Origin of the sequence: Streptomyces sp. NBC_00704 (assembly GCF_036226605.1) — a bacterium.
Taxonomy (GTDB): domain Bacteria; phylum Actinomycetota; class Actinomycetes; order Streptomycetales; family Streptomycetaceae; genus Streptomyces.
This window is the reverse complement of record NZ_CP109000.1, coordinates 844,246-858,019: the sequence shown is the minus strand read 5'-3', so window position 1 is coordinate 858,019 and position 13,774 is coordinate 844,246. Positions and strand designations below refer to the sequence as shown.

General features: G+C 70.1%; 12 protein-coding genes. 6 read left to right on the top strand and 6 right to left on the bottom strand.

Annotated features, from left to right (window positions below; genetic code table 11):
- Nucleotides 1-10: 10 nt before the first annotated feature.
- Nucleotides 11-511: an SAM-dependent methyltransferase gene (locus tag OG802_RS03595; RefSeq protein ID WP_329009085.1), complete on the top strand. Its 501-nt coding sequence runs from the start codon at nt 11-13 to the stop codon at nt 509-511.
- A gap of 62 nt (nt 512-573) precedes the next feature.
- Here OG802_RS03595 and OG802_RS03590 read toward each other — a convergent pair whose 3' ends face one another.
- Nucleotides 574-960: an ATP-binding protein gene (locus tag OG802_RS03590; protein WP_329019488.1), complete on the bottom strand. Its 387-nt coding sequence runs from the start codon at nt 958-960 to the stop codon at nt 574-576.
- A gap of 254 nt (nt 961-1,214) precedes the next feature.
- Here OG802_RS03590 and OG802_RS03585 point away from each other — a divergent pair, with 254 nt between their 5' ends.
- Nucleotides 1,215-2,456, top strand: a complete 1,242-nt coding sequence (locus OG802_RS03585; RefSeq protein WP_329407154.1) for a helix-turn-helix transcriptional regulator — start codon at nt 1,215-1,217, stop codon at nt 2,454-2,456.
- Between the two features lie 71 nt (nt 2,457-2,527).
- Here the strand turns inward: OG802_RS03585 and cutA are convergent, their stop codons facing one another.
- Nucleotides 2,528-2,848 (bottom strand): divalent-cation tolerance protein CutA, encoded by a 321-nt coding sequence (gene cutA / locus OG802_RS03580; protein ID WP_329009081.1) that lies wholly within the window; start codon nt 2,846-2,848, stop codon nt 2,528-2,530.
- 1,001 nt (nt 2,849-3,849) lie between these two features.
- Between cutA and OG802_RS03575 the strand changes: the two genes are divergently transcribed.
- Together OG802_RS03575 and OG802_RS03570 are read left to right on the top strand one after the other, a co-directional pair.
- On the top strand, nt 3,850-4,047 hold the full coding sequence (locus OG802_RS03575) for a helix-turn-helix transcriptional regulator (protein WP_093896588.1): 198 nt from the start codon (nt 3,850-3,852) through the stop codon (nt 4,045-4,047).
- Entirely contained in the window at nt 4,038-5,429 is a 1,392-nt protein-coding gene (locus OG802_RS03570) for a tyrosine-type recombinase/integrase (RefSeq protein ID WP_329407152.1), read from the top strand. The genes OG802_RS03575 and OG802_RS03570 overlap by 10 nt, the downstream gene beginning before the upstream one ends.
- Nucleotides 5,430-5,589: 160 nt before the next feature.
- On the opposite strand, the gene exaC is transcribed toward OG802_RS03570, so the two are convergent.
- The 4 genes from exaC to xylB all read right to left on the bottom strand — a co-directional run bounded on the left by exaC (nt 5,590) and on the right by xylB (nt 11,741).
- Complete coding sequence (exaC, locus tag OG802_RS03565) at nt 5,590-7,113, bottom strand: acetaldehyde dehydrogenase ExaC (RefSeq protein WP_329407150.1); 1,524 nt, start codon at nt 7,111-7,113, stop codon at nt 5,590-5,592.
- A gap of 100 nt (nt 7,114-7,213) precedes the next feature.
- Nucleotides 7,214-8,482, bottom strand: coding sequence for a GAF domain-containing protein (locus tag OG802_RS03560; RefSeq protein ID WP_329416925.1), 1,269 nt, complete (start codon nt 8,480-8,482; stop codon nt 7,214-7,216).
- Nucleotides 8,483-8,996: 514 nt separating this feature from the next.
- Nucleotides 8,997-10,205, bottom strand: coding sequence for an ROK family transcriptional regulator (locus tag OG802_RS03555; protein ID WP_329407148.1), 1,209 nt, complete (start codon nt 10,203-10,205; stop codon nt 8,997-8,999).
- 90 nt (nt 10,206-10,295) lie between these two features.
- Nucleotides 10,296-11,741, bottom strand: a complete 1,446-nt coding sequence (gene xylB / locus OG802_RS03550; RefSeq protein ID WP_329407147.1) for a xylulokinase — start codon at nt 11,739-11,741, stop codon at nt 10,296-10,298.
- A gap of 141 nt (nt 11,742-11,882) precedes the next feature.
- Here xylB and xylA point away from each other — a divergent pair, with 141 nt between their 5' ends.
- Both xylA and OG802_RS03540 read left to right on the top strand, forming a co-directional pair.
- Complete coding sequence (gene xylA / locus OG802_RS03545; protein WP_329407145.1) at nt 11,883-13,049, top strand: xylose isomerase; 1,167 nt, start codon at nt 11,883-11,885, stop codon at nt 13,047-13,049.
- Between the two features lie 249 nt (nt 13,050-13,298).
- Nucleotides 13,299-13,772, top strand: coding sequence for a hypothetical protein (locus OG802_RS03540; protein ID WP_329407142.1), 474 nt, complete (start codon nt 13,299-13,301; stop codon nt 13,770-13,772).
- Nucleotides 13,773-13,774: the final 2 nt, after the last annotated feature.

Sequence of the window (13,774 nt, the reverse complement as noted above, 5' to 3'; positions counted from 1 at the left end):
ACGAGCGCTGATGCCGACCTACGAGGTCAAGTCGATCGCAATGGTCGTCGGCGGCCACACCCGCGTACAGGACGACTACCAAGGCGGGGTCGAATCGATCATCCGGCTCGACGATGCCTATCCCCTCGAAACGCTGCAAGGAATCGAGGAGTTCTCCCACCTGACCGTGACCTGGCGCTTCCATCTGGCCCGACCCGAAGACGTCCAGCTCCACGCACGCAGTCCAAGGGGAAACCAGAACTGGCCGGCGACCGGTACGTTCGTCCACCGCAACCACCGGCGCCCCAACCAACTGGCGGTCAGCTACCCGCGGTTGCTCAAGGTCGAAGGCAGGGACCTGCTGGTCACCGATCTCGACGCCGTCGACGGGACGCCCGTGATCGACCTGGCACCGTACTTCGAACAGATGGGGCCTCAGGGCCCGGTCCGTCAGCCCGCATGGCCTGGCGAGATGCTCGAACCGAACTACTGGGCGAAGGCAAGCGAACGCCCCTCGGAGCGTCCCTTGTAGGGGAGGTGACTGAGCTGCCCGAATCGACAACCGCATGGCCGGGAACCAGTTGGAGGTCTGGCTCAACCCGCAGCCCTCGCGTACCGGAACTCACACCACGTCTCTTTGCCGCTGCTCTCCCAGGCGTCTGAGATCGCATCGACAAGCCGGATCCCTCGACCGGATTCACCGTCGGGTCCGGCTTCCTTGAGTACAGCTGGGGCCGGATGGTGATCGGTGACCGAGACGCGCACCACGTCGACGGCCACCGTGATCCGGAGCACGACTTCTCCCTCTCCGTGAACCACGGCGTTGGTGACCAGCTCCGAGACGGCCAGTACGACGACCCCCACCACCGGCTGCGAAACACGGCACCGCCGCAGGAACGCCCCGGCTGTCTGCCGCATCTCCCCAACTCTCGCGAGATCAGGGAGAAAGGCCGCCTGACAGCCATGGGATGCCGCCGGTATGCCTGCCCTTGCCGATGTGCTGTGCCGGTCTTCGTGAACCGACCTCGCGCATGACACGCATGCTGTGGCGGCAAAGCTACGGATGCCCCCGCCGGGCGGGGTCTCCTCTTGGAGCCTGGTCATAGGGGCTATCGCACCGCGTGGCGACGCCGTCGACCAGGGGAATCCAGAGGGGGAAAAATCTGTCAAGGGGGAAAGCTGGAGGGGGAATTAGGGCCATGATTGGATTCCGCCCACCGACAGAGGTCACACTCATGCCAGATCCCTTCGCCGACCTGCTTCTCCGGCTTCGGCAGGACGCAGGCAGGACGCAGGAGGAGCAGGCAGACGCGATCAACGCTGTCTCCGGCCGGGACACCATGACCCGCCGAGAGATCAGCCGCTATGAGAACTTCGAAAACATCCCTACCAATCACACAATCGGCCACATCGCGGCGGCCTGCGGTGTCCCCTTCGAGGAGCTACAGCGGGAGGCCAAGGCTGCCCGCGCTCGGAAGAGAAAGGGGCATGCCAATGCAGGGGAGGACCAGGACGCCGTGAAGCGTCGCACGCTGCTGGGTGGCGCCGCTGTCGGCGTGAGCGCGGCTGCCGAGCCCTGGGGGCGCCTCGCCTTCGCCCTCAGCAAGGGGTCCAAGATCGATTCGCCCTCCGCTGTCGCGCTCATCGACCGGGCCGCTGAACTACACGTCCAGGAACTCAATCTCAGCGCCCGGCGGCTACAAAGCACGGTCGAGTCGCATCTTGACGCGATCACTGCGGCTCTGCCCCGTGCCGGCGAACACGAGCGGGCTCTCACCATCGCCGCCGGAGAAACCGCTGCCCTGGCCGGTTGGGTTGCCTGGGACCTAGGTGAGCACGACAAAGCCGACGCCTACTACAAGGTCACGTCGCAGTGCGCGACGACCGCCGGGCACCCTCCGCTCCGAGCCCTGGCCCTGACCTACAGCAGCTACGGCGCCTCGACGCCGAAGGCGAAGTTGGAGTTCCTTTCCCAAGCGGCCAGCGATGTGCGAGGCCACGGCAACGCTACTGCTGCCGCCTGGGTCCTCGGCAGGCACGCGGAGGAGGCTGCGGCGGCCGGCGACGAGATGGGGGCGCTCCGGGCGTTGGAGCGAGCGCGCTTCGCCTACGACTTCGCGGATCACACCAACGAGCAGGCGTGGGTCCGGTTCGTGACCCCGTACCGCATGGACTCGCTGGCCCTCTCTGTATACGGGCAGTTGAGGCGTCCCGAACTCACCGCTACAGCAGACACCGCAGTCGACCGACTCGGAGACGAACTCCCGGACGGAGGCGTCGTGGTCCTCGGTGATCTCGCTTCGGCCCTGCTGCGTGGAGGCGACGTCGACCAAGGGGTCTACGTGTCACGACAGTTCGCCGCCGCGGCACAGGCCAAGCCCAACACGATGGGCAAGGAGCGCGCATCGACAATCGCAGCGTCGCTCCCCGACAGCGAGCAGGAACTCAGCCGCCATCTGAAGCAGTTCGCATCCTGAGTCCCTGCGCGGCACGCGGACAAGCCCAGGACGCGAACGCGGTCGTACGGCCGGTCCGTCGCTCCGCAGACCTATGCCGTCTCCGCGACAACCCAGGACAGGTACGCCTCCGAACCGCCGGTCACGGGCAGTGTGATCCACTGGGGGACGTCGTATGGGTGCTTCTCGTGCAGCCACGCCTCCAGTGCCGGTAGACGGTCCGTCGTCGTCATGTACGAGATCCGCCACTCTTGCGCCGTCTCGACCTCCCCCTTCCACCAATAGAAGGCGGTGATTGGCGCATCGATGTGAACGCCCGCTGCCAGCTTGCTCTCGACCGCGCCTCGGGCCAGCGCCTTCGCCTGATCCTCGTTGTCGCTGGTCGTCTGCGCGATCACAATCTCGTGGGCCATGCATCTACCTCTCCAGCTCGGATACCGCGACCCTACCCAGCCGTTCAGCACACGCCGAGACAGTCGGTCGCTACCGGTCAAGATGGGCGGGACTCACCCACCGGCCCCGGTCAGTCAGTCGGCAGCCTGTCTTCCAGGGTGGCGCGACGTTTTCGGCAGCACGGTGAAGGTCCTCTTGTCGACGAGACACGGGCAGCGACTTCATGACGAAGGCGGCGGCATGTCTTGCGCCTCAACCCCCCGTGACAGAAGGGCTCCACGCAGCTGTCGGCATGCATTCGCCGACCGCAGACAAGAAAGAACTCCAAAGGACTGGAAACCTCCGCCGGGAGCATGTCAACGTACAACGTCCCGGAAAACACCAGGTCAGAAGTACCGCCCACACCGGGCTCCTTCTGGCGTCGTCCCTTGCTAGGAGGTTGGTCTGTCGGATTTCGCTATTTGCTCCGCTCGCTTCCCTTCCCCTGTTCTCTTCGCGCTAGGCGCACTGAGCGCTTGGTCCGGCCACGGCCGGTGACCACGGCACCGTGTCTACTGGGCTGGGCGTTTGCGCCTTTGCGGCCGGACGGTTCGGCGAGGATCTACTGCAACGCAGCCATCGCCGCGACCGAGCAGTGCACCCCGGATCTGCAACTTGGCACGTGGCCCCGGCCATTAGGGCTCCTGAGCGTGTCGTAGCGCGAAATCTTGACAGACTCACTGATGAGGGTCTGCTGGTAATCGTCACGGACGGCGCGACCCCTGCGCTGCGCTCATACCGGTTGGCTTCCTAGCTGAAGCCAGCGCGGGAGCAACCGGACTCTGGCGATGCGGCACGCAACATAGACCACGATCGCCGGTTAGCCAAACCGGCGATCGTCGCGACCATTGAGGAGTTCGCGGCGGCTGCGCTTGGCGGTGGAGCTGTGCGGATGCGGTGAACTTCCATGCCAACGCTCAACTGAGTTAGCTCTGTTGTACCGCCCAGCGTCTGGCGACTCGTTCAAATCTTCAGGGGAAAAATGGCTCGCCCTCCTGCGCTCAAACTCGCCGAGGTCCTGGCGGAAATCCGAATGAGCCCGTCAGCGTTCTACCGCTTGCGCGCTCGTGGTCAAGCGCCCCGAATGATCAAACTTCCGAATGGTGAACTCCGCTGCCGCCGCGTCGATCTAGACGCGTGGTGGGAAGCGTGTGAGAGGGATACGCCTGAATGGCGATGAGTTACAGAGTTCGATTTTGGGACACACGTGAGCGGCCCGACCGTCGCAAGGGGTTTGAGGTTCGATGGACGGTCAATGGGCGGGAGAAATCCGAGTCCTTTCTCACGAAGGGGCTTGCGGAGAGCCGACGTTCCAAACTCGTGACTGCCGCGCGCGACGGCGAGCCGTTCGACACAAGGACGGGCCTGCCGGCCTCCGAGCTCCGGGCACTGAAGCAGCGCACCACCTGGTATGTCCTGGCGCAGGAGTACATTGAGCAGCGTTGGGACCGTACGCCGGGAAATACACGTCGAACGCTTGCCGATGCTCTCGCGACCATCACTCCAGCCTTCGTCGAGCCAGAACACATGTCCCGGGCACCTCGTGAACTGCGGAGGGCACTGTATTCATGGGCTTTCAACAAAAAAGCCTGGAGGGAGGATCCACCCGAGGAGTGGCAGGCAGCACTGGATTGGCTGCAGCGCCATTCGCTGCCCGTGGGCGAGTTGGCGGAGCCCGATGTTCTGCGCCGGGGACTCGATGCTCTGTGCCGCAAGGTTGATGGGGCAGCCGCTGCAGCGAAGACCGTGAAGCGCAAGAAAGCTGCCGTCAACGAGGTGTTCGGAGTCGCAGTGGAACGTGGGTACTTCACCCAGAACCCGCTGAGCGGCTTGCGGTGGTCTGCGCCGGAAGTTGCCGACGAAGTCGATCCGGACTGCGTGCCCAATCCGGCGCAGGTGGGCCGCCTGCTTGCTGCGGTCAGGGCGCTGCCCGGTCGAGGCCCACACCTGTACGCCTTTTTCGGGTGTATGTACTACGCCGCGATGCGTCCTGCTGAGGTTATTCACTTGCAGAAGTCTCAGTGCCGACTGCCAGCGAGCGGATGGGGGCTCCTCAACCTGAAGGGCGGGGTGGTCACGGCGGGGAAGGAGTGGACGAATGACGGTGCCGTTCACGAGGTCCACTCACTGAAGCGACGGGCGGCCAAGGCGACGAGGCCCGTGCCCATCCCGCCTGTGCTGGTGCGCATGCTGCGCGAGCACATAGAGAGTTTCGGTGTCGCGCCCGATGGACGTCTGTTCCGCAATGCAGCGGGAAACTACGTCGATCCTTCCGCGTACGGCATCACATGGGGACGTGCGCGTGAGGCCGCACTGACTCTCGATGAACACGCCCTTGAGCTTGCGAAACGCCCCTACGACCTGCGCCACGCAGGAATCTCATTCTGGCTTGCCTCCGGTGTCGACCCGGCAGAGTGTGCGCGCCGCGCCGGACAAAGCATCCAGGTTCTCTTCCGCTACTACGCCAAGTTTCTGGCCGAGGCGCGGAACCATGCCAACAGCCTGATCGAGGAGTCGATGCGAAGGTGGGAGGGGCAGGACGGCAGCGCAGAGGACGCGTGAGCCGGGCCTTGGCCCGGAAATGCCCCGGAACAGCTGGTCAGAGATGGGACAGCAGTGGGACATATCGGGAGTTACTCTGCACTTCACCCCGTGACTTAGATGCACGCTGGGAAGGGCGCCTGACAGGTGAAGTGCCTGGTCAGGCGCCCTTTTTTGACGTCTAGAAGAAGCCCAGTTTCTTCGGCGAGTACGACACGAGGAGGTTCTTCGTCTGCTGGTAGTGCTCCAGCATCATCTTGTGCGTCTCGCGGCCGATCCCGGACTGCTTGTAGCCTCCGAACGCCGCGTGTGCCGGGTAGGCGTGGTAGCAGTTCGTCCACACCCGGCCGGCCTGTATCGCCCGGCCCGCGCGGTACGCCGTGGTGATGTCACGGGTCCAGACACCGGCTCCCAGGCCGTACGACGTGTCGTTGGCGATCTTGACGGCGTCGTCGAAGTCGTCGAACGAGGCGACCGACACCACCGGGCCGAAGATCTCCTCCTGGAAGATCCGCATCCGGTTGTCGCCCTCGAAGATCGTCGGGCGGACGTAGTAGCCGCCCTTCAACTCCCCGTCGTATTCGGCGCGTTCGCCGCCGGTGAGGACCTTGGCGCCCTCCTTCCGGCCGATGTCGATGTACGAGAGGATCTTCGCGAGCTGCTCTCCCGACGCCTGCGCGCCGATCATCGTGTCCGTGTCGAGGGGATGCCCCGGCTTGATGAGTTCGGTGCGGGCCACGGCCGCCTGGAGGAAGTCGCCGTAGTTGCCGCGCTGGATCAGGCCCCGCGACGGACAGGTGCACACCTCGCCCTGGTTGAGGGCGAACATGGTGAAGCCCTCCAGGGCCTTGTCGCGCAGGTCGTCGTCCTTGTCCCACACGTCGTCGAAGAAGATGTTCGGCGACTTGCCGCCCAGTTCCAGCGTGACCGGCTTCAGGTTCTCGGCCGCGTACTGCATGATCAGCCGGCCCGTGGACGTCTCGCCGGTGAAGGCGACCTTCGCCACCCGCGGACTGGAAGCGAGCGGCTTGCCCGCCTCCGGGCCGAAGCCGTTGACGATGTTCACCACGCCCGGCGGCAGCAGGTCGGCGACCAGACTCATCCAGTAGTGCAGCGAGACCGGCGTCTGCTCGGCCGGCTTGATCACCACCGCGTTGCCCGCGGCCAGCGCCGGGGCGAGCTTCCATGTGGCCATCAGGATCGGGAAGTTCCACGGGATGATCTGCGCCACGACCCCGAGGGGCTCGTGGAAGTGGTACGCCACGGTGTCGCCGTCGACCTCGCTGAGGGAGCCCTCCTGCGCGCGGACCGCGCCGGCGAAGTAGCGGAAGTGGTCGATGGCCAGCGGAATGTCCGCCGCCAGCGTCTCGCGCACCGGCTTGCCGTTCTCCCAGCTCTCGGCGACCGCCAGCGGCTCCAGGTACGCCTCCATGCGGTCGGCGATCTTCAGCAGGATGTCGGAGCGCTCGGTCGCCGACGTGCGGCCCCAGCCCGGCGCCGCCGCGTGCGCCGCGTCCAGCGCCCGCTCCACGTCCTCGGCGGTGCCGCGCGCCACCTCGGTGAACGTCTCCCCGTTCACCGGCGACGGGTTCCCGAAGTACCGGCCGCGAGCCGGGGGCACGTACTCGCCGCCGATGTAGTGGTCGTAGCGCGCCTGGTAGGAGACGATCGCGCCCTCGCTCCCCGGCGCCGCGTAACGGGTCATCCTGGTCGGCCTCCTTCGGCAGCGCTGCCCGCCGTCGGACAGCTCTGCGCGCGACGCTAGGCGGGCGGACGTTGCACTCACGTTGCGCCTCCCGCCGTGTTCACGGACGCCGCCGCTCGCCCGGTGCCGTCAGCTCGCGCTCCAGCGACGCGAGGCGGGCCAGCGTCGCCGCCGTCGGACGCGCCGCCGCGAGAGCCCGCCACACGTCGAGGTCGTCCTCGCCCCACGGCGCGTGCGCCCAGTCCGCCAGCAGGTCCGGGTCGCCGCAGGCGACCAGCGCCGCGCGCAGACCGTCCGTGAGACGCCGTCCGAGCCGTGCCACCGCAGGCGCGCGGGACCCCGGCAGCGGCGGTCCGGTGTAGGCGGTCAGCGCCGCCGTCACCGCGCCCGCCGACAGCCGCCGTTCGACGACGTCCAGGTCCGACTCGACGGCCACGGTGAGCCGGTAGGGCCGCGAAGCCAGCGATCCGGGACCCAGCACCCCGCGCAGCCGGGCCAGTTCGGCCCGCAGCGTCACCGGGGTCACCGACTCGTCCTCGTAGAGGGCGCACAGCAGTTCGTCCCCTGTCAGGCCCTCGGGGTGACGGGCCAGCAGCAACACGATCTCGCTGTGCCGACGACTCAGCCTGATGTTCCGCCCGTCGGCGGTCATACGCGCCTCGTCCCGGCCCAGCACCGTCAGGCGCCACGTCCCGGCGGTCGGCCGCTCGGGGGCGAGCAGAGCGAGATGGGCCTCCGCGGCCCGGGCGACGGCCTGCACGAACCCGAGGCTGTGCGGGTGCGCCAGCCCGTCGCCGCCGGTGATGTCCACGGCGCCCAGCACGCGCCCGGTCCGTGGATCGTGCACCGGAGCGGCCGCGCACGTCCACGGCTGCACCTGGCGGATGAAGTGCTCGGCCGCGAACACCTGCACCGGTCGGTCCAGGGCGACCGCCGTGCCGGGCGCGTTCGTCCCCACCGCGCTCTCCGCCCAGCGCGCGCCGGGCACGAAGTTCATCCGGTCCGCCTGCCGCCGGGTCGCCGCGTGCCCCTCCACCCACAGCAGCCGCCCGCGCGCGTCGCACACGGCCAGCAGGTGCTCGCCGTCGGCGGCGAACGTGCCCATCAACTCGCGGAACAGCGGCATCACCCGTGCCAGCGGGTGCTCGCACCGGTAGGCGCCCAGCTCGCCGTCGTCCAACTCGACGCGCGCGGCGCCGTCCGGGCCGACTCCCGCCCGCGCGGAACGCCGCCAGGAGTCGGCGACGACGGCACGCACCGGCCGCGGCACGGTGCCCGCCGCGGTGAACGTCTCGTGCGCCCGGCGCAGGAGCCGCACGCGCTCGGCGGGGTCGGCCCCGGGTTCCAGGGCCACCCAGGGATCGGTCAACTGGTCCTCCCGGAAGGCGTCACGGCCGTGAGCGGGTTCGGGTGCGGCTGCGGACATCGTCACGCCGGGGGCGTGGGCCGACAACCGTCCGGACGACGCTCGGCCGAAACGTCGCCGCCCGATCACGCTACGGTGCCCGCCGGACGGGCCGGGGGACGCCGCCGAGATCCGTGGACGAACCCGCGCTTGGGGACAACTCGCCCACCCGAACGAGGACTTCCGGTCGCACGACGACCGGTTCGGCGGCGCGGCGAGGCGGGCTCGGGCCCCGCCGTCGCTCTCGGCACCCTCGTGCCTGTCGGCACCCTCGTGCCTGTCGGCACCCTCGTGCCTGTCGGCACCCTCGTGCCTGTCGGCACCCTCGTGCCTGTCGGCACCCTCGTGCCTGTCGGCACCCTCGTGCCTGTCGGCACCCTCGTGCCTGTCGGCACCCTCGTGCCTGTCGGCACCCTCGGGACCGTCAGGACCCTCGTGCCTGTCGGCACCCTCGTGCCTGTCGGCACCCTCGGGACCGTCAGGACCGCCCCGCCACCGTCGAGGGGTCGTCGAGCACGGACCGGACCACCGAGTGCGCGGCGCCCAGCAGGGGGCCCTCGGGGCCGAGGCCGGAAACGGAGACCGGGCAGGCGGGGCCGGCCGTGCGCCGGGCCAGCTCGGCCTCCAGCGACGGCAGCAGCCACGGCGCGAGCCCGGACAGCGCTCCGCCGAGCACGACGCCCTGCGGATCCAGCAGGTTGAGCGCTCCCGTCAGGGCGATGCCGAGGGCGGTCCCGGCCTCGCGCAGAGCGCGCCGCACCTGCGGGTCGCCGTCCGCGGCCCGTCCCGCGAGGAGGCCGACGCGGTCCTCGCCCGGCTCCAGGCCGGCCGAGCGCAGCACCGCCTCCTCGCCGGCGTACTGCTCCAGGCATCCGCGTCCGCCGCACCCGCACGCCGGGCCGTCGGGATGCACCGGCACATGGCCCAGCTCGCCCGCGAAGCCACGGGTGCCGCGCAGCAGGGTGCCGTCCACGACCAGCGCGGCGCCGATGCCGATCTCGGCGGACACGTGCAGGAAGTTGTCCGGAGTGTCCGCGCCGAGCCAGAGTTCGGCGAGCCCGCCGAAGTTGGCCTCGTTGTCGACCGTCAGCGAGAACTCGCGGGGCAGCAGCGCCCCGAGGTCGACGCCCTGCCAGTCGAGGTTCGGCGCGCGGACCACCGTGCGGGCGTCGCGTGCGATGAGACCGGGGACGGCGACCGCGAGCCCGGCCGGCCACAGGCCCTCCCGGTCGGCCTCGGCGACGACCCGGCGTACGAGGTCGGTCAGTTCCTCGACCACCGGCCCGGGGGAGCGGCCCCGGTTCGCGCCGTGCCGCTCGGCGCGCGCCCGCACCTCGCCGCGCAGGTCGACGGCGCAGACCGCCAGGTGGTCGACGCCGATCTCGGCGCCGATGCCCGCGGGGCCGTGCCCGCTGACCGCGAGCGCCGATCCCGGCCGCCCCACCCGGCCGGGGCGCTCCGGGCCCAGTTCGTCGAGCAGGCCGGTGCGTATGAGCTCGTCGACGAGGGTCGAGACGGCCGCCCGGGTCAGACCGATGCGTGAGGCGACCCCCGCGCGCGAGAGCGGCCCCTCGGCCCTGACGGCATGCATCACCCTGGCCAGGTTGCGGCGGCGCATGCCCTGCTGGGTGTCGGGCAGCGCGCGCCCAGGGCCGGTCGGCCGGGCCTCGTGCGGCGGTGCGGTCATGCCTCCGTCGATTCGTCGGTTCGTCTGTTCATCGAGTGGCGCTGCGCCGTCGTGCGTGACGCCCGGGCGCCGACGTCGGGTGGTCGAGGGTCAGCGGGCGTCCGTACTCCGTTCGAGCAGCGGGGCCGCGTCGGAGAGTACCCCGGCGATCCTGGCCAGCGTCGACTCGTCCCGCTCGACGGCGTCGAGGACCGGCCCCCGGGCGGTGTTCCAGCGGCGGGCGACGGCGGCCGGATCCTCGCCCGTCAGCAGTCCCGCGGCCTGTGCCGCGGCCCCCAGCGCGACGAGTTCCTCGGCCTCGGGCACCTGGACGGGCCGCCCGGACAGCCGGCGCACGGTCTGCTGCCAGGCCTGGCCCCGGGCGCCGCCGCCGATCAGGAGCAGGGGGGCCGAGCGGTCGGCGTCCTCGTCCAGGACCAGGTCGAGCGCGCCGAGCAGCGAGTGCACGGCGCCGTCGTAGGCGGCCTGGAGGAGCTGGCCGGCGGTCGTGTCATGGCGCAGTCCGTGCAGCAGGCCGGAGGCGTTCGGCAGGTTCGGGGTGCGTTCGCCGTCGAGGTAGGGCAGCAGGGTGAGGTGTGCGGTGGGCTCGACCGCCTCGCGGTCCAGACCGAGCAGAGCGGCGACCCGGTCGACGGCGAGCGTGCAGTTCAGGGTGCACGCCAGCGGCAGCCAGTCGCCGTGGGCGTCGGCGAAGCCGGCCACGGTCCCGGTCGGGTCCGTGGGGCGCTGCCTGGCGACCGCGTACACGGTGCCGGAGGTGCCCAGGCTCAGGACCGGCGTGCCGGGGCGCAGGCCCAGGCCCAGCGCCGCGGCCGCGTTGTCGCCGGTGCCCGGGGCGACCAGCGTCCCCTTGGCGAAGGGCAGGTCGTGACCGTCACGCACGGTGCCGGCGATCTCGCCGGGCCGCACCACGCGCGGGAGCAGCGCCGGGGGGAGACCCACGTGGGCGAGGATCTCCTCGTCGTACGCCTCGGTGGCCGAAGCCCACCAGCCGGTGCCGGAGGCGTCGCCGCGGTCCGTGGTGCCCTCACCCGTCAGCCACTCGGTGAGGTAGTCGTGGGGGAGGCGCACCGCCTTCGTGGCGCGCAGGGCCTCCGGCTCGTTCTCGGCCAGCCACGCCCACTTCGTGACCGTGAAGGAGGCCGCCGGGACGGATCCGGTGCGTTCCGCCCAGAACTTCGCGCCGCCCAGCTCCTCGGTGAGCCGGCGGGACTGCGGGGCCGATCGCACGTCGTTCCACAGCAGCGCCGGACGCACCGGCTCGCCGCGCCCGTCCAGCGTGACGAGCCCGTGCTGCTGCCCGCCGATGGACACCGCGGCCGCCTCGCGGGCCGCGTCGCCGCACTGGTGCAAGGCCTCGCGCAGGGCGTCCCACCACTGGCGCGGGTCGCTCTCGCGGCCCGCGCCGGAGGACACCGAGTGCGGCGCCCGGCCGCTCGCGACGACCTCGCCGGTGGCCGCGTCGACGACCAGCGCCTTGGTGGACTGGGTGGACGTGTCCACGCCGACGACGAGCGGACCCTCGGCTGCTGACATCGGGCTCTCCCTCAAGTTTTTCCGCGGCTCTGCGGGATCTGTCTTCCCAGAGATGCGTTGGCATACTAATTTGTAAACGGCCATGACGAAATAGTTCGCCACGGACCGAACCGACAGATCCGTACAGCAAGGAGCCGCGGCATGAGCTACCAGCCCACCCCCGACGACAGGTTCACCTTCGGCCTGTGGACCGTCGGCTGGCAGGGAAGGGACCCGTTCGGCGACGCCACGCGGCGTGCCCTGGACCCGGTCGAGACGGTGACGCGCCTGGCCGAGCTGGGCGCCTACGGCGTGACCTTCCACGACGACGACCTGATCCCCTTCGGGTCCTCCGACAGCGAGCGCGAGGAGCACATCAAGCGCTTCCGCCAGGCGCTGGACACCACCGGCATGACGGTGCCCATGGCCACCACCAACCTGTTCACGCACCCCGTCTTCAAGGACGGCGCGTTCACCGCGAACGACCGTGACGTGCGCCGCTACGCCCTGCGCAAGACGATCCGCAACATCGACCTGGCCGCCGAGCTGGGCGCGAAGATCTACGTCGCCTGGGGCGGTCGTGAAGGCGCGGAGTCCGGCGCCGCCAAGGACGTGCGCGTGGCGCTCGACCGCATGAAGGAGGCCTTCGACCTCCTCGGCGAGTACGTGACCGCCCAGAGCTACGACATGAAGTTCGCCATCGAGCCCAAGCCGAACGAGCCGCGCGGCGACATCCTGCTGCCCACGGTCGGCCACGCCCTGGCCTTCATCGAGCGCCTGGAGCGCCCGGAGCTGTACGGCGTCAACCCCGAGGTCGGCCACGAGCAGATGGCCGGGCTGAACTTCCCGCACGGCATCGCCCAGGCGCTGTGGGCGGGCAAGCTCTTCCACATCGACCTCAACGGCCAGTCCGGCATCAAGTACGACCAGGACCTGCGCTTCGGAGCCGGCGACCTGCGTGCCGCGTTCTGGCTGGTCGACCTGCTGGAGAGCGCCGGCTACGCGGGCCCGAAGCACTTCGACTTCAAGCCGCCGCGCACCGAGGACCTCGACGGCGTGTGGGCCTCGGCCGAGGGCTGCATGCGCAACTACCTGATCCTCAAGGAGCGCGCGGCCGCCTTCCGCGGCGACCCGGAGGTCCAGGAGGCCCTGCGCGCCTCGCGCCTCGACGAGCTGGCCCAGGCCACCGCCGACGACGGCCTGCAGGGGCTGCTCGCCGACCGCGCCGCCTTCGAGGACTTCGACCCCGAGGCGGCCGCCGCCCGCGGCATGGCCTTCGAGCGGCTCGACCAGCTCGCCATGGACCACCTCCTCGGCGCCCGGGGCTGAGCCGGCGCCCGCACACGCGCGCGTGTGTGCTGTCAGGGGCCGCACCCACGCACGCGCCCGGCGGCGGGAGCCGCACAGGCGCGTGCAGGGTGGGGCCGCACACGCGCGTGCCGCCGGACGCACCTGTCCGGCGGCGGACGGGTACCTCCGCGCGCAATGCGCCGGAATCATGTCCTCCGTGACCTGAACCGGTATCAACTCGCGCGCGGAGGTCGCGTTCCGCACGCCTCCGCGGTCACGCTGGGCGGTATGGCCCAACCGCCCGTACCGCCTCAGCCGCCCGTACCGCCGGGCGGCATGCCGCCCTCCGGCGGCTTCGGACCGCCCACCACCCCGTTCACCGCAGTCGGCCCGGGCGACCCCGGGAACTCCGGCGGCCCCGGCCGGCGCAGGAACCCGCTCCTCGTGGTGCTCGTCCTGCTGGTCGTGGCCGGCGCCGTGCTCGCCGTCGTGCTGCTGGCCTCACGCGACGGCTCCTCGGACGACACGCCGGGCACCGGAAAGAGCGCCACGACGTCGCCCGAGCCCTCCGCCAGCCTGCCCGTGGAACTGCCCAGCGGGTTCCCGAGCGAACTGCCGTCCCAGCTGCCGACCGGGCTGCCCACAGAATGGCCGACCGAACTGCCGAGCACCCTGCCCACCGACCTGCCCAGCGGACTGCCCTCCGACCTGCCGAGCGCGCTGGAGTCGCTGCTGTCCCAGGCGGGCGAGCCGGCGTCATGACC

Bases quoted from the DNA above. Each gene is read 5' to 3' on its own strand.
- OG802_RS03595 (WP_329009085.1), top strand. From the start codon at position 11: ATGCCGACCTACGAGGTCAAGTCGATCGCAATGGTCGTCGGCGGCCAC.
- OG802_RS03540 (WP_329407142.1), top strand. From the start codon at position 13,299: ATGGCCCAACCGCCCGTACCGCCTCAGCCGCCCGTACCGCCGGGCGGC.
- exaC (WP_329407150.1), bottom strand. From the start codon at position 7,113: ATGACCCGTTACGCGGCGCCGGGGAGCGAGGGCGCGATCGTCTCCTAC.
- OG802_RS03575 (WP_093896588.1), top strand. From the start codon at position 3,850: ATGGCTCGCCCTCCTGCGCTCAAACTCGCCGAGGTCCTGGCGGAAATC.
- xylB (WP_329407147.1), bottom strand. From the start codon at position 11,741: ATGTCAGCAGCCGAGGGTCCGCTCGTCGTCGGCGTGGACACGTCCACC.
- OG802_RS03555 (WP_329407148.1), bottom strand. From the start codon at position 10,205: ATGACCGCACCGCCGCACGAGGCCCGGCCGACCGGCCCTGGGCGCGCG.
- OG802_RS03570 (WP_329407152.1), top strand. From the start codon at position 4,038: ATGGCGATGAGTTACAGAGTTCGATTTTGGGACACACGTGAGCGGCCC.
- xylA (WP_329407145.1), top strand. From the start codon at position 11,883: ATGAGCTACCAGCCCACCCCCGACGACAGGTTCACCTTCGGCCTGTGG.
- OG802_RS03585 (WP_329407154.1), top strand. From the start codon at position 1,215: ATGCCAGATCCCTTCGCCGACCTGCTTCTCCGGCTTCGGCAGGACGCA.
- cutA (WP_329009081.1), bottom strand. From the start codon at position 2,848: ATGGCCCACGAGATTGTGATCGCGCAGACGACCAGCGACAACGAGGAT.